This window comes from Paenibacillus sp. J22P143 (assembly GCF_059692035.1).
On the sequence record NZ_JCAUAQ010000001.1, the window covers coordinates 338190 to 360677 of the forward strand.

The following is a 22488-nucleotide window of genomic DNA, read 5'->3' on the forward strand; positions in this document are numbered from 1 at the left end:
TATTTAGGCTCCCCCCATCCATTGCTCAATCCTCGGCAGCATTTGTTCGCACGTCATGTGCTCGATCTTCGGACCAGGCAACGAATAGAGGAAGTGCTTGCCATAATACGTTTCGATAACACGTGTATCATAGATAATAACGATCCCTTTGTCTGACGCTCTCCGAACAAGACGACCAAAGCCCTGCTTAAACCGAATAACGGCCTGCGGCACAGAAAATTTCATGAACGGATTCTCATTCCGTTTCTTAATATTTTCGCATTTGGCTTCAACAAGTGGATGATTTGGCGGTTGAAAGGGCAGACGTATAATCGCCAGACAACTAAGTGCATCACCTGGGATATCCACACCCTCCCAGAACGAGCTGGTGCCTAACAGCACGCACATTTTGTTATCTTGGAACATACGGGTCAACTTGCTGCGATTGCCGCTGTCAACACCCTGTCCGAGCACTGTGATGCCATGAGGACTCAGCTTCTCCTTCATACCTGCATGAACAAGCTTCAGCATCCGATTCGACGTACATAGGACTAACATTCTACCCTTTGTCACCTGTGCCACATCACTCAGGGAAGCGATAAGTGCTTCAATGAAAACAGGATCGCCCGCTCCTTTAATCGTTGGGAAATCACGTGGAATTACAACCAGTGCTTGCTCCCGGTAGTTAAAAGGAGATGGCAATTGAACAGTTTTCAGCTTGCCCGACTCTTCATCCGCAGGAATAGCTAACCCTAATTGCTCCGCCGAGTATTGGAACGATTTATTCACAGAGAGTGTCGCAGAAGTCAGGATGATACTATCTTTTGTTTCAAAGAAATGCTGCTGCAGCAAGCCGCTTACATCTGTTGGTACGGAATTAAGCTGGACCGATTTGGCTTTCGCATAGGTGCCGGCTTCGATCCAATACACATAACCTTCGTCTGCCATTTTCATAAAGAAATGAAGCGAATCACGATGGGCATACAGTTCCTTCACTGTACCATTCAGATCGGTCACTAACCCTTGTACACCAAGTCCGTCTTGATGCTCCTTCAATTCATTCAACAATTTATCCAAGGTTCGCAGAAGATCATTCGCATTCAGATAAATGTTATCCTCCATAATTAGCAGTTCACGCCAATTAGAAGGCAGCGTATCTGGCTTCAACCGGAGCACATATTGTGAAGTTTCCGATTGGGAAGGATCACTGCCTGAAGAAACCAACTCATACAGGGCTTCGCTTAAACGTTCCCAATCTTCTTTGATCGAGATGATTTTCGGGAATAATCCATCGATGGTTTGACTCCAACCTGCTACACGCTCTTGCGCTTCATCCGATTTCTGTAATCGGAAACGCAGCATGGGAAGCTGGCCGCTTCGGTTATCCTTATACAGCCACAATAAGGAATGATAGAATGCAGAAGCATGCAGCTCAATTCCTAGGTGCTTACTCGCTACTTCTTCAAAGTGATGCGCCTCATCAATCACGAGCTGCTTGTAGGACGGTAGAAGGCGGTTCTCAGCCTTCATATCTGTAAAGAGGAGGGAATGGTTCGTAATGATCACATCAGCCGTGTTGGCATCATTACGAGCGCGATGATAGAAGCACTTCTTATACCAAGGGCACATTCGGTTTAAGCATGAATCCGTATCACTCGCAACCGTGTACCAGAACTGGGCACCTTTGTTACCAAAATGTAATTCTTCTTCGTCTCCATGTTCCGTTTCACTTAGCCAGACCACCATTTGCGCGGCCGTTATAGGGTCTTCCCTACCATTCTCATAATCCCGCGTGGTCAGCTTCGTTTCAAATTTGCGAAGACACAGATAGTGACTTCTTCCCTTGAGGACTGCGGCTTTAAATGGCACAGGAAAGATTTCTTTTAATAAAGGAATATCTCGCTCGCGAAGCTGCTCCTGTAAATTAATCGTATGAGTCGAAACAACCACTTTCTTCTCATATTTCAAGCCGTAGTAAATCGATGGGATTAAGTATCCAAGTGATTTACCCGTGCCTGTTCCTGCTTCGATCATCAAATGCTGATCAGCCTCAAGAGATTTCTCTACTTCCAGAATCATTTGATCCTGCGATTCACGATCCTCATAGACCTCAAATCGTTGCTGGAGCGCGGATTTCAATCCCTGCTGAAATACTTGAAAAGATGCGCCCAATGCTTCTGTTACTTCGAATTCCGAGCGCAGCTCCTCTTCATCGCCCCAATCCGTCACATTCAGTGTAAATTGACGGAAGTAACGATTCGTATCCATATCTACAGCCGTCACTGACTCTTTATATAAACAAATTTCGCCCAGAAACCAACCTAAATCGGTGTTACCGTTTTCGAAAATGTTGTTCAACCTTTGTACGGTCAAGAGAGGCAGTCCCAATAAACGATTCAGGCATTGGATCCAAATCAAAGCCGTGACTTCCGCGTCACTGTCCGCTTGATGCGGTCTTTCATGGTCTATGCCAAATAGGGCAGCCACCATGCTTAGTTGAAGACTGGAGATGGACGGAAACAAGATCCGCAGCATATCCATAGTGTCCAGAACGCGTCCTGAGAATGGCGGATATCCCGTTCTCGTTAGTCCTCGTTGTAAGAAAGACAAGTCAAATGCCGCTTGATGCGCAACAAGCACACAGTCAAACAGCAAAGGAAACATGTCAGACATCACTGAATCGAGTGACGGTGCGTTAGCAACCATTCCATTCGTTATCCCCGTTAAGGTTGTAATCGAAGAAGGTATACTGATCCCTGGGTTCACCAGAGAAGTATACCTGTCTGTAATTTCAAATTGATCTATGATGACGAGTCCAACCTGAATAATTTCGTCCCCAGGCTGACTTCCTGTCGTTTCAAAATCCAAAACTGCAAATTTCATAACGTCTATCTTCAATCCCTTCGTCCTGCACTTCTCCTAGCATACCAAATCTGATTAGGAAAAGGGAATACCTTGTTTTGCCGTTTCTGGTTAGGACTCATCAAGATTGATAAACGGCTCCATACAAGAGGGGTCGGTATGATATGCTTTTTGAAAATATTCGAAAGCCTTCTCTAGGTTCTGATTCTGCACTTGAATACAGCCCATTGCATTATAGGAGATAGCTTTCATCTTTGAATTTTCCGTCAGAGGCAGAAGGAATTTGAAGTGCTGATACGCATCGCCAAACTCCCCTTTTCGCAAATGACCCATCGCTAGATAAACCCGAGCTAACAAGAAATCTGGCTGCCTTTGGATCAGCACCTCGAATTCTTTGATCGCTTGATCATACATGTACAGCTTATAATACCCTTGCCCACGCATGAATTCTTCGGTTTGCTTTCCAGACACGTCGAGTTCCATCAATTCATCATGTAAGGTTTTGGTACTGCTCGGCGCCGCCCCATAGAACTTTCCCAGCTTCTCCTCAAAAAGCAGCCACGCCTCGATAAATTCATCACTCATCGTTTTTAGCACTTGCAGTTGTTCGTCGAGCTCCGCCTTTTTCTCCACATCACTGTTCGGATATTCCTTCTGGATTTCTTCCAAAACCTCATTCATTGTGGAAAATAAATGCTTAAACATTTGGCATCCCCACCTTTGCTTCGAAAGCTTACCCTCATTCTTTGTAAACGGAGCCGATTTCATGCATGGACGATGTGACGGTGCTCTTCTTATAGGACTGTCGAATGCTCTTCTTCTTTTAAAAGCTGCGCCACTTTGTTGTTGGCCCCCATGATCGCAACTGTTGGTTGATGCTTTCTGGCTTCCTCGTCACTCATCATGGCATAAGAAACGATAATTATGGTATCCCCAGTTTGGACAAGTCTAGCTGCCGCTCCGTTCAAACAAACAACACCTGTGCCGCGCGGCCCTGGAATAATATACGTTTCAAGACGTGCACCATTGTTGTTGTTCACGATTTGCACTTTCTCATTAGGCAGCATATCCACGAGGTCGATCAAATCCTCATCAATCGTGATGCTGCCGATATAATTTAAATTCGCCTCTGTAACTGTGGCGCGGTGAATCTTTGCTTTCATCATGGTGCGGAACATAAGACGTCACTTCCTGACTTGTAGGATAAGATTATCTATTAAACGCGTATTCCCAAACTTTACAGCCAAAGCGATAATCAGAGTAGAAATAGAATGGCTATGTTCAAATGGCTCTAAAGTTGGGTATGACAGTACTTGCACGTAGTCGATAACGGCTAATGGCGCCGTTTGAATATGTGCTCGAACAAGGCTTTCTAACTCTTGTGAAGTAAAAGAGGATGTTGACTTGCTGAGGATGAACTCTTTCGCCTTCTGTAAGGACTGCGACAATACCAGTGCTTGTTGACGCTCTTCATCGGATAGATACACATTCCTTGAGCTCATCGCGAGTCCATCTGACTCTCTTAGTGTAGGACATGGGATAATCTCCACAGGGAGATTTAAATCCTGTACCATCTGCTCAATGACAGCGACTTGTTGGGCATCCTTTAAGCCGAAGAAGGCCTGATCAGGCTGTACAATATGAAACAATTTGCTTACTACCGTAGCAACACCATCAAAATGTCCAGGTCGCGAAGCACCGCATAATCTAGTCGTGACTTCCGAAACACTTACCGTGGTGCGTGTCGGTGATGGGTACATCTCGTCAACCGATGGCATGAACACCAGATCAACACCTGCGGCCTCTGCAACCGCTAAGTCCTGCTCGGTATTGCGTGGATACCGTTCAAAATCCTCACCAGGCCCGAACTGCAAAGGATTAACAAAGATACTCAACACGACTAATCCACTTTGGGATCGAGCTTTTTTAAGGAGACTGGCATGCCCTGCATGCAGAAAACCCATTGTTGGAACAAAGCCGACGGATTGATCGTTTTTGCGACGATAATCTTTGATACGTGATCTTAAATCAGCAATTGTCTGAACCACTTCCATTGTGTGGATCGCTTCCATGGCCAATCACTCCTTATCGCCGTATAGATATTGAACAACATCGTTGTCCATATGAAATGTATTTTCTTGCGCCGGGAACATCCGCGCTTTCACTTCTTTCACATATTCACCAATCCCTGCACGGATAGTTTCCCCGATATTTGCATAGGCTTTAACAAACTTTCTGGGAGCACTGTCAGAACCATACTGCAGCAGATCATGGTACACGAGTACTTGCCCATCACAATGCACGCCAGACCCGATACCGATTGTAGGAATCGAAAGCTGTTTCGTGATCCATGCCGCCAATTCATCGGTCACGAGCTCTAACACAACTGCAAAAGCTCCTGCCTCTTCAATGGCCTTCGCATCACTCAACAGCTTCTTCGCTTGCTCTGAGCTGCGCCCTTGGACACGGAAACCACCAAGTTGGTGAACTGACTGTGGGGTTAAACCCAGATGGCCCACAACAGGTACGCCTGCATCTGTAATCGCTTTGACCGTGGCCGCGATTTCTGCTCCACCTTCCAATTTAACCGCCTTAGCTCCGCCCTCACGCATCAAACGACCTACGCCTTGCAAGGTTGCGTCTAAACTGCCGTGGTAGGTTAAGAATGGCATATCAGCGACCACAAACGTATTCGCGGCACCTCGAACGGCTGCACGTGTATGATACACCATGTCATCCAGCGTTACCGGCAACGTGGAATCATACCCTAACACGACATTCCCAAGTGAATCTCCAACTAGAATGACATCGATACCCGCTTCCTCCGACAAACGTGCTGAAGGATAATCGTAAGCCGTCACCATCGTAATCGGTACGCCGTCTTGCTTCATTTTTCTCATCTTTGCTGTCGTTAGCGCCTTACGTTGTTCCACTGTAATCCCAGCTTCCTCATATAAAATAAAAAACCTTTTAGCTAAGAGCTAAAAGGAGCGCATGCAGAAAGAATCAATGATCCCTCTGTCTCGGTCCTATAAGGCTCAGAGCAGAATCCAACATCTTGTTCAAGGGTTATTCGATCATCAACTTACAAGTGCAGTTCCTTTAAGGATACCGCCTTATGCTTCTATTATACCAAAGCTTGCTCTTCTCGGATACCCTTTATATCCCACTACCTAAGCTCAATGTCACCAGAGTAAATTTTAATCCGCTCGCCAGATGGGGAAATTACCGTCAAAGCACCTGAATCATCTAAGGAATCAGCGATTCCTTCAATAAAGCCAGAAGGCGTTTGTGTACGTATCGGCCTTTTCAAAGTCACACTTAGTGCCTCCCACAGCAATCGAATCGGAGCAAAGCCCTTTTCCATGTAGAGGGTATACATCTCCTCAAATTCCAGAAGAAAAGCTTGTACTAAACCCTCACGGGAAACCTCACCACCAGACTCAATCGCTAAGGAAGTAGCAATCGAGCGCAACTCTTCCGGATAGTCCTCCGCTAACAAATTCACACTGATGCCAATGCCTGCGATTACATACTTCAAGCGCTCATCTTCACCACTGCTTTCCAGCAAAATACCACTAACCTTCTTCCCATGAATCAGAAGATCATTAGGCCATTTAATGCCGATTTCGACATGGCATATCTTTTGAATCGCACGACAAAGGGCAACAGCGCTGAGTAACGTTAGCTGCGGCATAAAATAGACAGGAATTCGCGGTGTTAAAATAAGACTTAACCATATCCCCTTACCCGACGGAGAATGCCAGCTGCGCCCCATGCGGCCTCTCCCAGCCGTCTGCCTCTCCGCAAGCACAATCGTGCCTTCAGCAGCCCCTGAAGCCACCAGCTTATGCGCGATCGTCTGCGTGGAGTCTACTTCATCATAGATATGTATTTTCTGGCCGAGCACCTTCGTTTTCATCCCGTTCATCAGCTCACTGACGTGCCACTTCGCTGGCTTACTAATCAGACGATAACCCTTGCGCGGAGCTGCTTCGAATGCATAGCCTTCCGCACGGAGCTCCTCGATGTGCTTCCAAATCGCTGTTCGGCTCACACCTATCCTCCGACTGATTTCCGCACCGGATACATAGGTTTCCGGAGATTGCTCAAAAAGCTCTAAAATTCGTTCATTCATACGATTTCACTCGCAATCTTTTAGTTTGATCTATAGCAGCGCTTCATATCGCGCTTGATTTCTGGAAAATAAAGAATCATCCTACGCATATGGGTTATACTTTAGCTACTTCAAGGCGTACTAGATACTTCTAAAAGAATAATTATTTCAAGACGTACAAGTTACCTCCATCCGCCAGCCTTTCACAAATAACTGGATTTCATACAGTTATTTGTGGTGAATCCGTAGCGAAAATTGATAATAACTGGATATTATGAAGTTATTTCTGACGAATTCTTCCTTTTTCGCATAAAAAGCATAAATTAACTGGAGGTTTTCCAGTTAATTACCATTTCAAGTGAGAATTAAGAAATATGACTGTAGTTTTTCTAGTTATTCGATGATCTGTGAGAATGCGATGGAACTTGAAGGTAAATTCTCAAGTTAACTTCAATGTCTTCAAAGCCACTCAAAAGAAAAACCGCACAGCGCTGCTATTTCGCAGCCTGCGCGGCGTGAATAAGAGCCTCGCGCTCATTCGGGATTTCCCCGAGCGCGGCACGCTCGAGCAGTTCCTGCAGCAGCAAGCCCATCCATGGGCCCGGCTGCCGATCAAGTGCCCCAGCCACATCCTGGCCGGATATGGCGAGTTCCTTCAGGCTGAAGCAGGGGACCTCCTTCAGCCAAGCCTCCCCGCGCCGCAGCAGCTCCGGCGCGGCGCTTACCAAGAAGCGCGCTAACTCGCCGCGCTTCTCATCCACCTGCGGCAGCTCGCGCAGCAGCCGCAATAACGCGCGGGCTGCGGCTTCGCCGCGGCGCACCGCGCCAAGCTTCCAGACCCGCTCCAGCGGAGCCGGGTCTTCTGCCCCCACCTGCGCGGCGACAGCCTCGCGCAGGGCAAGCATTTCCGCGACCGCTGAGCCGTCGGCGCGGGAGAAGGTCAGCTCCTGGAGCGCCACGCGGACTACGTCCGCTGGCACCTCCAGGAGCATCAGCAGCATGGCCCAGCGGTCATGCTGCTCCTCTAGCGCGCTGACTGCGTCTAGCGCGTCGTCCCAAGCGAGCCAAGCCTCAAAAGGCAGCGGCAGCTGCTTTTTGAGGTGGGCCAGCAGGCCGCTCGCCAGCAATAGCCGCACAGCCCGCGCAGGGGCTGGGCCTTCGACCATACGTTGCAGCTCGCTGCGCACGCGCTCCATGGCAATGTGGCGCAGCAATGGCGCATTCGCCAGCAGCGCTTGCCAAGTGCTAGCCTCGATCTCTAGACCGTAGGTCGAGGCGAAACGAATACAGCGAAGCATGCGCAGCGCATCTTCGCCAAACCGTTCCTCCGCTACACCAACGCAGCGGAGTACCCCAGCGGCCAGATCCTCCTGGCCGTCGAAAGGATCCTGCAGAACGCCTGTCCCATCCATGGCCATCGCGTTCATCGTGAAATCCCTTCGTTTCAAATCCTCGGTTAGATCCGAAATATATTCAACAGAGGCAGGACGGCGAAAGCCCTCGTACGCTGCCTCCTTTCGAAAGGTAGTTACCTCATAGGTTCCCTGAGCCAGCAGAACCGTCACAGTGCCGTGTTGAAGGCCAGTTGGTACCGTACGTTGGAACAACTGAATAACTTGCTCAGGCAGCGCTGAAGTGGCAATATCGATGTCTTTTATCGGACGCTTCAACACCGCGTCACGAACACAACCACCTACTAAATATGCTTCGTACCCAGCTTCAGTCAACCGTGTAACCACAGCGGATGCGCCAGCATCATTTATGTTCATTTTACTTCCGTCCAACTTAATTCTCCTATCCAACAAGCATCATTACTGACAAGAAGATGCTGAAATGCGATGTGATTCTGGGAGCTCTCTCCCTAATACGCGATAATAAATTTCTTCATACTGAAGTGTGGTAATATCGTTACAGAATGTATATCGCGCACGATTCAAACAATTTTGCGCCACTTGTTCGTACAGCACTTGATTTTTCAGCAGATTGATCGAGTAAGCGGCCATTTGCGTCGTATCTCCCACTTCAGCTAAATAGCCAGTTTCACCGTGGGTAATCAATTCAGGTATTCCGCCGGCATTCGAGCCAATAGTTGGCACACCACAAGCCATCGCTTCTAACGCGACAAGTCCAAAGCTTTCTTTCTCAGAAGGAAGCAGCATGACGTCCGCAAGCGAAATCACTTGAGCCACATCATCCTGTTTTCCACAGAATGTTACTTTATCCGAGAGACCTAGCTCCTTCACCTTTGAAATTATTTTCGAAAGATCCGGTCCTTCCCCTACAAATAAGAGTCGGGAGGGCACTTCCTTACTGACCTTTGCGAAAATATCCACAACATCATGAACGCGTTTCACAGGTCGGAAATTGGAAATATGGATGAGGATTTTCTCATCCGGTCTCGCGAATTCGCCTCTTAGCTTCGATATATCTCGCGGGTAGTACACCCGTTTATCAACAAAGTTATAGGTCAGATCAATATCACGATCAATGGCTAACAATTCACGTGTTTCTTTAATCAGATCCTTGGATACTGCTGTTACGGCATCACTTTCATTAATCGCATAACGAATAAGATCCGAAATGGATTGATCCTGTCCCAAAACCGTAATATCTGTTCCGTGGAGCGTCGTGACAACCTTCAGGTTAGAACCCACCATTTGCTTCGCAAGCAAGGCACACACCGCATGAGGAATCGCATAATGCACATGGAGTAAATCAAGCTCCTCCATTTTGGCAACCTGTGCTAATTTACTAGCTAGCGAAAGATCATAGGGCGGATAACGGAAGACATAATATTGACTGACTTCCACCTCATGATAATAAATATTTTTATGAAATTTGCCTAAACGAAACGGCATACTGTGCGTAATAAAATGAACTTCATGTCCTTTTTCAGCGAGCAGCTTCCCTAACTCTGTCGCAACAACACCTGATCCACCTAGCGTCGGATAACAGGTAATACCTATCTTTAATTTGTCTTTCATTTCCACACCTCTTTCCAATCAATCAAAATGTTCTATCACCAAAGGTAGTTTGGAAACGAACCCTTCCGCGTACGTCAGTTGACGCTTTTGACCCATGAGTCGATCACGAGCTTCTACACGTTCGACATAACCTTGATTGAGTGGCGTCGCAACGGAGTCCATACCCGTAACAAATTGTGACCGATACGCACGCAGTGCTGCCATTTTTTTATCGTAAGTATCTGCTACATCTACGATTACATTAGCTTCATACACATCATTTATAAAATAAAAAAAGAGTTGTTCAACATTCACAGCTTCTGTGTCAGGTAAATATTTACGAAGCTTCGCATTAAAAACAGCTTCCTGAACCAACGTTGAACACGCAATATGATCGGGATGGCGATCTTGCCAATACGGTGCGAAAACAATTCTAGGACGGAACTTCCTGATTTCTTGTGTAATCCGTTCGATATTAGTTGCGGTTACAAATAAGCCACGATCTGGTAATCCAAGATTCGTACGAGCAGCTACTCCTAGAATTTTCGCTGCCTCAGCGGCCTCTTCAAGTCGGGTTTCAACGGTCCCATTCGAAGACATCTCCGCATAAGTCAGCTCACAGAGTCCTACTCGCAGTCCACGTTCAGTGTGCTTGGCAATGGTTGCTCCCATCCCAATCTCGGCATCATCTGCATGGGCGCCAAATATGAGAATATCTAATCGATCAGTCATTCGAATCTACACCTGGTTTATATTTATGTACGAGTTCTCTCCACGCAAAATCTCCACGATCTAGCGCTCTTACAAGAAGCTCTGCTGATGCTATATTCGTGGCACATGGAATCCCCTGTACGTCACACAAGCGCAGTAAAGCGATAATATCAGGCTCGTGCGGTTGAGCCATTAAAGGATCGCGCAAGAAGATGATTAAATCCATTTCATTTTGAGCAACCATCGCACCAATCTGCTGATCGCCACCAAGCGGCCCAGACATAAATCGGTGAATACTTAATTGCGTATTTTCCATAATTCGCGTGCCTGTCGTCCCCGTTGCATATAGTTTGTGCCCCTCGAAAACATGCTCATAGGCAGTAACGAAATTCACCATCTCATCTTTTTTTCGATCATGGGCAATAAGTGCGATGTTTAACATCTGACTTCCACTCTCCTAGGGGTCTTTAATCTATAAAATGCTCAAATCCATAAATCATTCCGGTATATGTCATCACTTTACGTACCGCTATCGCCACACCTGGCATGTAGGCAGCACGATCATAGGAGTCATGTCGAATTTTCAGCGCTTGGCCTTGCTCTGCCATTATTACTTCTTGTTGTGCAAATATGCCTGGCAGACGCACACTATGTATTCTGAATCCATTGTAATACCCACCGCGTGAACCTTCAATTGTTTCTTCTTCTTTCGGATTACCTTGCTTCATTTCTTCACGCACTTCTGAGATAAGTTCAGCTGTTTTCACAGCTGTGCCGGAAGGTGCGTCCAGCTTCTGGTCGCCATGGTATTCGATTATTTCCAGGTTCGGGAAATATTTCGAAGCTTGGGCCGCAAATCTCATCATAAGAATAGCTCCAATGGAGAAATTCGGTGCAATTAATCCGCCTAGATTATTATCTCGGCATAGCATGTCCAAGTCAGCAATAGCCTGAGGGGTGAAACCTGTCGTCCCCATCACGGGGCGAATCCCTAGGCGAATCGCAAGATTTGTATGTGAAACCGCCGTTTGCGGTCCTGTAAAATCAACTAATACATCCGGTTTGGATTCTGTTAATACCTTTTCGATGTCATTTCCCATCAGAATACCACATTCATCCATTCCAACCATTTTCCCCAAATCGATTGGGCCGGAGGTACGGCTTACCCCTGCTACTAATTCCATATCGGATTCTCGCAGTACGGTCTTCACGACCTCGCGACCCATTCTTCCACTTGCACCGATGACTGCTACTCGTATTTTACGCTCCATATTGTGACGATCTCCTTTATCTTTGTTTCGGGCCCATCTATGTTTTCATCTTCATCTGATAAATCGTTGCTTGTTGCTTCGCTAGCTCGTGATGCGGCTCTAAACGGACTGCTTCCATGACAGTTTGATAAGCTCTTGTATAATCTTTTCGCAAGGCGAAGGCTTCTCCTAGAATAAGATACGCTTCAATCGCTAATGGATCAAGAACAATCGCTTCTTTCAGTAAGAAAATAGCTCGTTCCGCATGCGCTGACTGACTACCCAGCTGTCTTCTGGCTTGTTCAACCAACTCACGTGCATTTAACACTTGCAAATGAAAGCGATATGCCTCATTTGTCGGTTCTAATTCAATTGCTCTTGAAGCATGTTCCACCGCTTTGATAAGTTTATTACTTCTTGCGAAAGTAATGGATAATTTGTGGTGATAGGCAGCATTGTTTGGCTCTTTAGCTATCGCTTTTTCAAACCATTCAATGGCCTTTTCAAAATCATGCCCAAGTATGGATTCGTATGCTTTCTGTATTTGATTTTCTCCATTCATCTGCCCATCCTCCTTTGCCATAAGCGGTTTTCCCGATTAGTGGGGATGGTTTAGTTTATGAAGGTCAGATAGTTTCGGTGTTAATTTTAGTCCAACGCCCTGCGTCACGGGTATTGAACTTGTGCATAATTTTGTCATGAGCTTCGGTCAGATCAATGCCAAGTGAATTAGCAAAACAGATCGTGATAAACAAAATATCACCTAACTCCAGTTCGATCGAGTTGTCCGCTTCTGTACTCTTTTTCGGCTTTTCACCGTAAGAATGATTCACCTCTCGCGCCAATTCACCGACTTCTTCCGACATTCTCGCCAGCATCGACAGGGGACTGAAATATCCTTCCTTGAACTGGGAAATATAAGTATCAACCTCTTGTTGCAGGTCTTTTAGTGTACGCTCTGACATTGGCATCCTTCTTTCCATCATCTTCACAAAGGTTATCCTCCTTATGTTAAACTAAACGAGAAAAGTTGACAAATTTTTTGTTAGACAAGCAAGTATCTTAGGCATGGAGGAATAAGCATGATTTTCAAAGAAAGGTTTGCCGATCAATTCCTGAATGTGATGGGAATCCTGATTGGGACCGCGATTTATGCATTTGGTTTGCACTATTTTGTTATTTCGAATGAGCTGATGGAAGGCGGATTAACGGGGATTTCTCTTTTGCTCAAATATGTGCTCAATGTACCGCCATCCATCTCCACGCTTGTTTTTAATATCCCCTTATTTTACTTGGGATGGCGGAATTTCGGGAAAGGCCCTATGTTATACACGATCTTCGGCGTAGTATGTCTTTCCTTTTTCCTTTGGGTCATGGAATGGATGATACATATGGGGTGGATAATCCCTTTTCAGACCACACAGGACTATTTCCTGGCAACACTCTACGCGGGCCTTACACTTGGAACTGGTCTAGGCCTCGTATTCCGTTTCGGCGGAACAACCGGTGGGTCTGATATCTTAGCTCGTATCGGTCATAAAAAGAGAGGTTGGAGTGTCGGACAAGTCATTCTCGTTATTGATGTCGCGGTCATTGGATCTTCACTGTTTTATTTACCTAAGGAGAAAGTGCTATATTCACTCGTTGCCGTGTTCGTTACTTCACGGATTATTGATTACATATCGGAAGGCGCGTATGCCGCGAAAGCTTTTACCATTATTAGTGAACAACCGAATGTTCTAGCCGAGTCCATTACCAAAGTCTTAGATCGCGGAGTGACGCTCTTCCCTGCTCGAGGCGCCTACTCAGGTAACACCAAGGAAGTTGTTTATTGTGTCGTTTACCGTCATGAAACCAGGCGGATGCGGGAGATCATCCATGCGGTTGATCCACGCGCCTTCATCATTGTTGGGGATGTGCATGAGGTCATTGGTGAAGGATTCAAAACACATTAAGCACCTTCTATCTGTACATGCAAAAAAGCGGGTTAAGCAGCTCTCTCTGAGCTTACTTAACTCGCTTTTTTATATCGCGCTATCTATTTTCGCTTTCCTTTATTTGCTTAACAGGTACGATATGTCTACCCGATTGATACATACGCCAACCAACATAGGATAAAACACCTACAATAATGACACCCATGCTGAGCGACCAGATAATCGGTTGATTCGGATCTGTGAAGGGCACATAAGCCAGTGCATCTTTATGTTTCATAAAAATTTCATCCAATACCTGATTCAAATTAACGATTCCAGCTTCCAGCTGTCTTGTAGGCATTGGCTTTGCGTTCACATTTGTTCGGATAAAAACGACTAATGAATCTAACTTCTCGACGGAAGAAGGATCTCGGCTAATGATAAGTGAAGGATGAATAATGGCGATATGCTGTGTCAGATTGCCAAATTCCTCAATCGCTTCCTGCTGCTTATTTGCTTTTACGTGTTGACTTAGCATTTGAGTATCATTTTGGAGCACCTTATAATATTGCAGCCACATCGGCTGGTTTTTATGAGAGAGTGCATCAGTCGCAAGACGAATTTTGGCGACAGCAACTTGTCCTTCAGTAGGAGAGTAATTGACTGCATTATAAACCCGCTTTGCCCCAGTGACCGTTTCTGTCAAAGCATTTAAGCCCTCAACGGACGTAATTCCTTCAAAAGAAATTTTCGGAATTTGATCTGATAGTTGAATCAACTTATTTCTTGCCTCGGCAACTTGGCCAGACATGGTCAGCGTGTACATTTCTTCAGCTATTTGATTTAAAAAGTTGATCCGCTCTAATTGTGCTGGGTCTATTGGTTTACTTGCTTGTCCAACTGTACTTTGGTTTGCTCCGCAAGCCGCAAGTAAACAAAGTACAACGCCAACCAAGAAAGTTACCGCTATCTGTCTTATCGTTCTAACGAAAAACATGGGACATCCCCTCCTTCACCATCATCATATGGAGGTTCGTCCCACTTTAGACCATCAATCGTTATCTTTCAACAATCGTTTCTCTCTCACTAGCAGAGATGTTATAGCAATCCAGATGCCAATGATACTCAAGCATATAGTAAAAAACTGAATCGTACTCAAATAAGGATGTAACTCTTGCTGTAACCTTGGAAAGACACCACGTTCATAGTCCATGAAATCGTTCCAGAACGTCCAAACCGCCACAAGTACAATGGCAGGCAGTCGGAAAGAAAACCAGCGAACAAATAACAGCGCTTCCACAGCCATAGCCAGATGAGAAGCTGTTAACATCCATCCATCCCATCCAACAGCTGCTCCCTGCCAGGCTCCTGCCCATATCATTGTAACTGCCCATATCCCATACTTAAATGAAGTGATGAGTCCGAACGCTTCAATGAAGCCGCGCATCGCCTTAGAAAGCTTAGTCGATGGTCTTGCTATGGATTGATCTAAAATCAAGTAACCAACTGAAAGTGTGAAAAACAAACTTGCTGTCGGACTATCGGGTACAAAGAACACATACCATACTGGACTTTCTGCAATCGTGTCAACCATCTGTAGCCAGTACCATTCATAGCCATAAACAGTCCCTAGCAAATTGCTAATGAAAAGCAACCATAGCATTTTCTTACTAAGTAAGAAGTCCCTGCTCCACAAATAGGAAACGGACATGTAGGCTCCTCCTTAAGAATCAAGTTTGAAACGTAGACCGTCTCAAATCTTCAAAAAAAACCTGATCACTTTCGCGACCAGGTTCCGTTTTTATTGAGTTTTTTGTTTGGATAACCAATCAGCCATTTTATCAATATCGGCATCTGTTAAGCCTTTATCAATATTAGGCTTATACATGGCAGGCATGTTGCCTTTACCATTTTTGATGATACCCATAATGTCTTCCTTCGTGTGTGTATCGCCAGTTCCTAACAAAGCAGGTACACCAGAAGCAGGCATACCTTTTAGCTGCGCGCCATGACAGGATAAGCAAGTTGCTTTCGCATAAATCGCAGCACCTGGATCATCTGCAGCAACGATTGCAGCCGCTTTTTTCGTTTCTTTCTTCGCGCCTTCGCCAGCTGCGCCACCTTTATTTGCGTGCATTTCTTCTTCACGCTTGATGTGCTCTGGAATAATGTTTTTCTCTTTAAGCTCAACTTGGTAATGTGCCCAAGATGTGTACGTTAGGTATGTACAAGCAATCAAAGATAGAATCATTAGGCTTGATGCAATTGGTCTTCTATAGAAGCGACGCTCTTTACCTGTATCCAAGAATGGAGCCAGCAATAAACCGCCAAATAGTAAACCTGGTACTACAACCGCTCCAAGAACAACGTAATCACCCGATGTGTATGGATACTTCAGCAATTGATACATGAACAAGAAGTACCAGTCTGGCATCGGAATAAATGCTGTGTTCTTCGGATCCGCAGGATAACCTAACGGAGCTGGATCGGACATAACTAGTACTAGCATACCAACCAAGACAACGACACCAACCATCCACTCTTTTAACAAGAAGTTAGGAATGAAGGCTTCTGATTTACCTGGGTAAGCAGAGTAATCTCTAGGAATGAGTCGTTGCTCTTGCGTTTTCTTAATTACGCGGGAATCCCCAACGTAAACGATTTTTTCATCAGACTTATGACCATGCGCCACGCTATTCGCCCCTCCCTAAATTATAGCGGTCCGGAAATACCTTGTTTGCGAATCATGAAGAAGTGTCCGGCAAGCAAAGCGAGCAGTACGCCAGGCAGGAAGAACACATGAATAGCAAAGAACCGTGTTAGTGTTTGTGCACCAACAATGCTTCCGCCTTGCAGCAATGTTTCGATGTAAGGACCAGCGAATGGTACCGATGCTGCAATTTTCATACCTACTTGAGTTGCAAAGTAAGCTTTGTTATCCCATGGAAGCAGGTATCCCGTAAAACCAAGACCTAACATAACGAAGAAAATGAGCATGCCTACTACCCAGTTCATTTCACGTGGAGCTTTGTAAGATCCTGTGAAGAACACGCGCAGGGTATGTAAGAACATCATTACGATTACTAAACTAGCTCCCCAGTGGTGCATACCTCTTACGATAACACCGAAAGCTACTTTATGTTGTAAGTAATCAACACTTGCATAGGCGTTGATAATATCAGGTGTGTAATACATCGTTAGGAACATACCTGACAAAATTTGAATTACTGTGATGAAAAACGTCAGTCCGCCAAAACAATAAACGAATGCAGAAAAATGATGAGCAGGGTTAACGTGTTCTGGCACCTCGTGATCCGCTACATCCCTCCACATAGGCGTAATATCAAGACGTTCGTCAATCCAGTTGTATACGTTTTTAAACATCTGATCGTGACGCCCCCTTAAACTCTACTGTTAGCATGCAGTTGTCCAACATACACGAAACCATTCTCTACTTTAGTTGTGTATTCGTCTAGCGGTTTAGGTGCAACAGCAAGAGCTTTGCCGTCTTGCGTGTAATGCGCACCATGACATGGACAGAAATACTGATCTTTGTAAGCAGGGTTATCGTTCCAGTTAACCGTACAACCTAGGTGCTTACATGTCGGATTTAACGCAAAGAGAGCACCTTTACTATCTTTGGAAATCCATGCTACCAGCTCAGCATCGCTTTCGTACCAGCCATCCACCTGATGGACTTGAAACGTAAATGCTTGTGGAACATTCGTAATTTTACTTTCTTCGACAACTTTAACCCAGTCCGATGCTGCTTTTGACTGAAGGACTGGATCTACGGCAAACCGAATCATCGGTATGATAATTCCGGCTCCCATGAATCCACCAGCGCCACCAAGGGTATAAGAAAGAAATTGTCGACGAGACATTTCGCGTTTGGTCCCGGGTTTCTTCCCATGCTGTTCTTCATTGTGATTGTTATGATCACTCATTCTCAGGTCTACCCTCCTACATTGGCCGAAGTCCGAACCCTCTCGGACATCAGTTACCTCTATCACGTGTCGTTCGACATTACACTACATTACTAGGACATTTCTAATAATAGCCTACGTCTACTAGGTCGTCAAGAATTCATAACTCCTTTTATTGCATTGAAATCTTCGCTTTTGAACAAATTTTAACGAAATTGTCACAACTTTTTGCAAACCACATTCATCCATTACTACCCTTATCTTGCACATTTTTTTTCCATTAATACGCGACATCACCAAAGTTAATCTACAGGGTACCATAGTTGCTGTACTTGTTTGGAAATACCTGATTTAATTGCCTCGGATTGCAGAGCCCACTGCTCTTTATCGACAACAATCAGCAAATCCGTTTCATCTGATTTCCAAGCGATAGCTTCCGAATGTATGGAAAGCACGATTATGTAACGAAATCCAGATTTCTTCAATTGATGAGCGATTTCATTCAATTGCTCACTTGTACCTGCACTAGCTATGTAATGAAGAGCTGGATAGGTGACGACTCTGCCTTTGTACGGAACCTCGATGACTTCCATGACATCCCGGAGCTGCTCCAATGCTGAGGTCACCTGCATCGGATCTTCACATCCTGTCAATCCCGTAACCGGCAGAAGACACGTATCTAAGTAAGGTTTCAATTTCGTCCATTCTTGTGAAGCAATATCATTAAACTTCAAGGTTTAACGCCTCCCTATCATTTACCAAAACAACATCGGCTATGTAGCATTAGCTCAACTTGTACTTTAATCCGTCCTCTCTTGACTGTCAATCAAGTTGTAAGGCATTCATTTGTCATTTTGCAACGAATGTACACAGACAAAAAGACATGGGATTGAAATCCACATGTCTACGTCGTTGCTTTTTCATGCGCAGCTATGATTACCCTAGTGATTGTAAAATCCTTAGTTCAGAAGTTAGCGCCAAAAAGGATTCCTGATCTCCCTTAGCCAAAGCGCTGTCAATTTCTTTATAAAGATTTTCTTCTCTATATTTGCGTAAGGCATTATCCCAAATCATTTCCGCGAAAAGTGCCAGCAGCGCATCGTTAGATACATTCATTTTTCCCATGAGACCTACCTCCAAATGTTGTCCGCGGTTTGTCAGGAGCTTCATTTTCGCAAAAATAACTGTCTGCATTTTGGTGTACGCCAACTCGTTGTTATGCTCCTCTTACATCATATTCAGACGCTAATTCAACGCTTCATTCAAAAGCCCGTTTGAACGGGAATGTGTTAATACCTAGTTTTCAGAAGATCACCACTTTGTCTTCTTCAGCAATACTAATCCCTCGAATGACTTTGGAGCCTAATTTTGTGACCTGGATGACAGCACCATGTGTGTGATCTTCTCCAATTCGGATCAAGCCCAAGTGCATCATCATTTGTACAATACGCTGCTCCACAATCGATTCTGAGCTATCATAGTAAAATGGTTTAACTAATTTACTTAACAAATCAACGATAGAATCCATCGTCACCCATTGATCACAGAGTCGATCCATCCAAACTGATATACTTTGGATATTCGGAATCGGATTCTTGTAAAGCCTTATCCAAAACGTATACACATCCGTTAGTGAATCTTTCTTTCCCTCCATTACGCGTGACTTACCTGCCTCCGTTAAACGAAGCACCAGGTCATGTTCACTGATCAATTGGTGGTAATAGCAATAGTCATAAATAAATGAAAATCGATTTGGATATTCCTTAAACATGCGTCCGTAACCGAATCTCCAGGTCCCTTTGGACACCATTACCTCTTGAATGGATAAAATACTAAGGAGCTGCTGAAGCTGCCTTTTGTACATAAACCCTTCTGCTGTCAATGGCATTTCCTGCTGGGCAACTGCAGCTAAGAAATGAGATATGTCGTCAACTAGAAGTAATTGCTCATCACGATAGACCGTAGGCTCCTCTGTTTTCACCAAAGCTTGCTTGAATTGATTCGCCAGCACATCACTAAATCTACGTTTTAAATCTGATGGAACATGAAACAGGAATTTCGTTTGCTGTGAATACCCGTTAAATAGCCAACCTAATTTCTTGAATTTGAGAATCATATCCCGCGGATTCCAACCTTCTGACGACTCTTCCTTCTGAAATCGTGACAGCCCAACTCTAGCGATAAGTTCCTCCATACTAAAAGCATTGCGAGGATCGGAAAGTAAGGAATTGAGAAATCGAATGTTTTCCAAACTAAGACTTTGAATGTGCTTTTCGAATATGTCTTTGCGCATCGCCGTGCTCAGGATCGATTGAATCAATTCATTCTTAGAATGACCATTACACTCACACTCGTAGGTATGTGCAATTCGGCCTAATTCATGGATATCGGCATAGCTGAGCATATCCGCTAGGTTCATTTCCATCCTACATCTCCCATCTGGCGGAGCTTTCTACTCCAATGTTTCTAGTAACCATTATGGGATTTTTTCCCGAAAATATTCCGTGAAAAACAAAAAAACATGACTCTTTACGAGTCATGCTTGCTCTCACACCATCGTATCCGATGTCGTTTGCAAATGGGTTAAACAATTATATAACTGGAGTTCCCATTGATCTGCCTGACGCAACAAGAGGGTCAATGACGTATTTTGTAGAAATTCCTCTTGATTCAACTTCAAAACACGAAGCACTTGAACTATAAAGCCACCGTGAGAGATGAGTAACACTTTCTTGTTCGGGTATGCCTTCAAAATCTCCGTCTCAAGCCCTAGCCATCGAGCCCACAGCTCGCTATCCGACTCTTGACCCAGATCCTGGAGCTTCCAATCGGCTCCCCAGCGCTCTTCACGTTCTGTGACTGTAGTTCCTTCGACCAACCCGTATTTGCGCTCTCTCAAGCGCTTATCTAAGCTGAGAAGCGGAATGCCAGACAAAGTAGAGATAATTTGTGCAGTTTCACTCGCACGTTTAAGATCACTACTTATGATCCCATCCCAGCTTTCCTGTGCTAAACGCAGACCTAGCAATCTAGCTTGCTCTCTGCCTTCATCTGTCAAATCCGTTTCCAACTGCCCCTGCAGCTTGCCTAGCCGGTTCCACTCTGTGCTTCCGTGGCGTATAAACCCTATTGTTGTCATTCCTTTACCTCCAGCGCTAGAAATGCAAAATGCTCCACTAGGAGCATTAAGTTTTCGTTCGTGATAACCAATTCATGATAATAATAGTTGCTACTAAGCCAAGAAGTGATACGACTAATAAGTAATGTGGATATGAATGAATGGGCCCAACATGAAAGCGTAAAGGTTCCATGAAGCTTGGATTCAAACTAGCTACGGCATCACCAAGTTTATGACCATTCATCGATTCTGTACCGCTAGATTTTAGCGCTTGAGGTGCTTCTAGGTCGTAGAGTGAACTCTCCGCGGAAGCCATCGTTGACTGAGGCGAACCATCATATACGATTGCAAATAAAAAGCTAAAAACAAATAGAGCTAAGCAGAAAGCAATTACTGCAGTCAAGTTACGTCTTAATTTATAGGAAATCGAATACATCCGCTCCGAAACTGGTATCCGCCATGATTCATCCTCGTAAATACGACTCATCACTTTCGAGGAAACGACAGGCTCAAAATCCGTAAACTCCTCGTCTGTTGCAGCCGTCCGGATGAGAATCATGCTCTCTTCCCATATTTGAAATTCTTCTCCACAGGAGTCGCATGTCTCTAGATGCTTATCCACGGCGGCACGACGCAGGTCATCATTCGGTAAATCCCAGTAGACTCCAAATAATTCCTGGATCTCACTACACTTCATCGCTTGTCATCCCTTCGATTCTTCGAATATCGGTTCACTGAAATAAGGATCTAGGTGCAGCTTGACAGATGCTCTCGCTCTAAATAAGAGTGATTTCACTGAGCTCACGGTTTGACCTAATATGTTGGCAATTTCCTGATAATCCATTTGATCATATTCACGTAGGATCAAAGCTGACCTCTGCTTTTCAGGCAAGCTATTGATGGCATCGCGAACCATGGACACCTTTTCGTTCCTCAACATGGCCTGCTCTGGCATCGCATCAAAGGAAGCATGTGGTGTAAGACCACTTTGCTCCAACGACACCTGGACACTTTTATTTTTGCGCAGCTCACTCAATACGGTATTACGGGCAATCGTATATAACCACGTGGAAAAAGATGCCTCGATCTCTCGGAAAGAATGCAGACTGCGATACGCTTTATAAAAGGTTTCATTACATAAATCTTCCGCGATTGCTTCCATCTGCGTGCTCTTCAGCATGTGATAAATAAATGCAAGGATTTTACGCTCGTAACGACGCATAAGCTCGTCATAAAGCTGAACATTTCCATCCTTGATTTCTCTGATCAATTGGGAATCGGTCATTACGTGACGACCCTCCTAGCGTTACCGGGTACCACTCCAACTGTTCATACATGTTTTACTTGTGTTGGAGTGAAAAGTTGCGTTGTATTTGTAAAAATAATGTGAATGCCGAAATTGGCAAATAATTAACCTATTACTTATTCTTGATTGGGCACGAGATTCCTGCTAGATTCGACAAATTTTTGGATAAAGTTCCTATCTCTAGTGCTGGATGACTATCGTCGTTCTGCCGTTTTCGGTTTATATGTATGTTTGTAACAATTAGAAGACAAAAAAAAACCGCCGAATCGGCGGTTGCACTTATGGTGCGATTATCGGATAGGAGTGGAGAGAAACCATACTGTACTTTTATTATATGTAT

General features: G+C 44.9%; 25 protein-coding genes. 1 reads left to right on the forward strand and 24 read right to left on the reverse strand.

Features of this window, described 5'->3' with window-relative positions; translation table 11 throughout:
• Positions 1-3: 3 nt before the first annotated feature.
• From dinG to AC58PQ_RS01655, 13 genes are all read right to left on the reverse strand, one after another.
• The gene (gene dinG, locus AC58PQ_RS01595; protein ID WP_497240245.1) at positions 4-2862 is read right to left on the reverse strand and encodes an ATP-dependent DNA helicase DinG; all 2859 of its coding nucleotides are present in this window, start codon (positions 2860-2862) and stop codon (positions 4-6) included.
• Between the two features lie 90 nt (positions 2863-2952).
• On the reverse strand, positions 2953-3546 hold the full coding sequence (locus AC58PQ_RS01600; protein WP_497240246.1) for a tetratricopeptide repeat protein: 594 nt from the start codon (positions 3544-3546) through the stop codon (positions 2953-2955).
• A gap of 89 nt (positions 3547-3635) precedes the next feature.
• Positions 3636-4019, reverse strand: coding sequence for an aspartate 1-decarboxylase (panD, locus tag AC58PQ_RS01605; protein ID WP_477592011.1), 384 nt, complete (start codon positions 4017-4019; stop codon positions 3636-3638).
• Between the two features lie 6 nt (positions 4020-4025).
• Positions 4026-4895: a pantoate--beta-alanine ligase gene (gene panC, locus AC58PQ_RS01610; RefSeq protein WP_497240622.1), complete on the reverse strand. Its 870-nt coding sequence runs from the start codon at positions 4893-4895 to the stop codon at positions 4026-4028.
• Positions 4896-4919: 24 nt separating this feature from the next.
• Positions 4920-5774, reverse strand: coding sequence for a 3-methyl-2-oxobutanoate hydroxymethyltransferase (gene panB, locus AC58PQ_RS01615; RefSeq protein WP_497240247.1), 855 nt, complete (start codon positions 5772-5774; stop codon positions 4920-4922).
• A gap of 236 nt (positions 5775-6010) precedes the next feature.
• On the reverse strand, positions 6011-6979 hold the full coding sequence (locus AC58PQ_RS01620; protein WP_497240248.1) for a biotin--[acetyl-CoA-carboxylase] ligase: 969 nt from the start codon (positions 6977-6979) through the stop codon (positions 6011-6013).
• Positions 6980-7452: 473 nt separating this feature from the next.
• The gene (locus AC58PQ_RS01625; RefSeq protein ID WP_497240249.1) at positions 7453-8742 is read right to left on the reverse strand and encodes a CCA tRNA nucleotidyltransferase; all 1290 of its coding nucleotides are present in this window, start codon (positions 8740-8742) and stop codon (positions 7453-7455) included.
• Positions 8743-8769: 27 nt separating this feature from the next.
• Positions 8770-9942 (reverse strand): N-acetyl-alpha-D-glucosaminyl L-malate synthase BshA, encoded by a 1173-nt coding sequence (gene bshA / locus AC58PQ_RS01630; protein ID WP_497240250.1) that lies wholly within the window; start codon positions 9940-9942, stop codon positions 8770-8772.
• A gap of 18 nt (positions 9943-9960) precedes the next feature.
• A complete protein-coding gene (bshB1, locus tag AC58PQ_RS01635; RefSeq protein ID WP_497240251.1) occupies positions 9961-10653 on the reverse strand; it encodes a bacillithiol biosynthesis deacetylase BshB1 in 693 nt (230 codons plus the stop codon).
• Positions 10646-11074, reverse strand: coding sequence for a methylglyoxal synthase (locus tag AC58PQ_RS01640; RefSeq protein ID WP_497240252.1), 429 nt, complete (start codon positions 11072-11074; stop codon positions 10646-10648). Before AC58PQ_RS01640 ends, bshB1 begins: the two co-directional genes overlap by 8 nt.
• A gap of 25 nt (positions 11075-11099) precedes the next feature.
• Entirely contained in the window at positions 11100-11903 is an 804-nt protein-coding gene (dapB, locus tag AC58PQ_RS01645) for a 4-hydroxy-tetrahydrodipicolinate reductase (protein ID WP_497240253.1), read from the reverse strand.
• Between the two features lie 37 nt (positions 11904-11940).
• Positions 11941-12444, reverse strand: coding sequence for a tetratricopeptide repeat protein (locus AC58PQ_RS01650; RefSeq protein ID WP_497240254.1), 504 nt, complete (start codon positions 12442-12444; stop codon positions 11941-11943).
• 64 nt (positions 12445-12508) lie between these two features.
• The gene (locus AC58PQ_RS01655) at positions 12509-12847 is read right to left on the reverse strand and encodes a nucleotide pyrophosphohydrolase (protein ID WP_477592105.1); all 339 of its coding nucleotides are present in this window, start codon (positions 12845-12847) and stop codon (positions 12509-12511) included.
• A 117-nt stretch (positions 12848-12964) separates the two neighbouring features.
• Here AC58PQ_RS01655 and AC58PQ_RS01660 point away from each other — a divergent pair, with 117 nt between their 5' ends.
• Positions 12965-13837: a YitT family protein gene (locus AC58PQ_RS01660; RefSeq protein ID WP_497240255.1), complete on the forward strand. Its 873-nt coding sequence runs from the start codon at positions 12965-12967 to the stop codon at positions 13835-13837.
• A 79-nt stretch (positions 13838-13916) separates the two neighbouring features.
• Here the strand turns inward: AC58PQ_RS01660 and AC58PQ_RS01665 are convergent, their stop codons facing one another.
• The 11 genes from AC58PQ_RS01665 to AC58PQ_RS01715 form a co-directional block, all read right to left on the reverse strand.
• Positions 13917-14795 (reverse strand): sporulation protein YpjB, encoded by an 879-nt coding sequence (locus tag AC58PQ_RS01665; RefSeq protein WP_497240256.1) that lies wholly within the window; start codon positions 14793-14795, stop codon positions 13917-13919.
• 54 nt (positions 14796-14849) lie between these two features.
• On the reverse strand, positions 14850-15509 hold the full coding sequence (locus tag AC58PQ_RS01670) for a DUF1405 domain-containing protein (protein WP_497240257.1): 660 nt from the start codon (positions 15507-15509) through the stop codon (positions 14850-14852).
• Between the two features lie 90 nt (positions 15510-15599).
• On the reverse strand, positions 15600-16490 hold the full coding sequence (locus AC58PQ_RS01675) for a c-type cytochrome (RefSeq protein WP_497240258.1): 891 nt from the start codon (positions 16488-16490) through the stop codon (positions 15600-15602).
• A 20-nt stretch (positions 16491-16510) separates the two neighbouring features.
• A complete protein-coding gene (gene qcrB, locus AC58PQ_RS01680) occupies positions 16511-17182 on the reverse strand; it encodes a menaquinol-cytochrome c reductase cytochrome b subunit (protein WP_028554311.1) in 672 nt (223 codons plus the stop codon).
• Between the two features lie 17 nt (positions 17183-17199).
• On the reverse strand, positions 17200-17745 hold the full coding sequence (locus AC58PQ_RS01685) for a QcrA and Rieske domain-containing protein (RefSeq protein ID WP_497240259.1): 546 nt from the start codon (positions 17743-17745) through the stop codon (positions 17200-17202).
• A 281-nt stretch (positions 17746-18026) separates the two neighbouring features.
• Positions 18027-18458, reverse strand: coding sequence for a DUF2487 family protein (locus AC58PQ_RS01690; RefSeq protein ID WP_497240260.1), 432 nt, complete (start codon positions 18456-18458; stop codon positions 18027-18029).
• Between the two features lie 202 nt (positions 18459-18660).
• Positions 18661-18849, reverse strand: coding sequence for an IDEAL domain-containing protein (locus tag AC58PQ_RS01695; RefSeq protein WP_497240261.1), 189 nt, complete (start codon positions 18847-18849; stop codon positions 18661-18663).
• A 178-nt stretch (positions 18850-19027) separates the two neighbouring features.
• The gene (locus AC58PQ_RS01700; protein WP_497240262.1) at positions 19028-20149 is read right to left on the reverse strand and encodes a hypothetical protein; all 1122 of its coding nucleotides are present in this window, start codon (positions 20147-20149) and stop codon (positions 19028-19030) included.
• A 123-nt stretch (positions 20150-20272) separates the two neighbouring features.
• Complete coding sequence (locus AC58PQ_RS01705) at positions 20273-20863, reverse strand: histidine phosphatase family protein (protein WP_497240263.1); 591 nt, start codon at positions 20861-20863, stop codon at positions 20273-20275.
• Positions 20864-20909: 46 nt separating this feature from the next.
• Complete coding sequence (locus AC58PQ_RS01710; RefSeq protein ID WP_497240264.1) at positions 20910-21539, reverse strand: anti-sigma factor family protein; 630 nt, start codon at positions 21537-21539, stop codon at positions 20910-20912.
• A 6-nt stretch (positions 21540-21545) separates the two neighbouring features.
• Positions 21546-22127, reverse strand: coding sequence for an RNA polymerase sigma factor (locus tag AC58PQ_RS01715; protein ID WP_477592049.1), 582 nt, complete (start codon positions 22125-22127; stop codon positions 21546-21548).
• Positions 22128-22488: the final 361 nt, after the last annotated feature.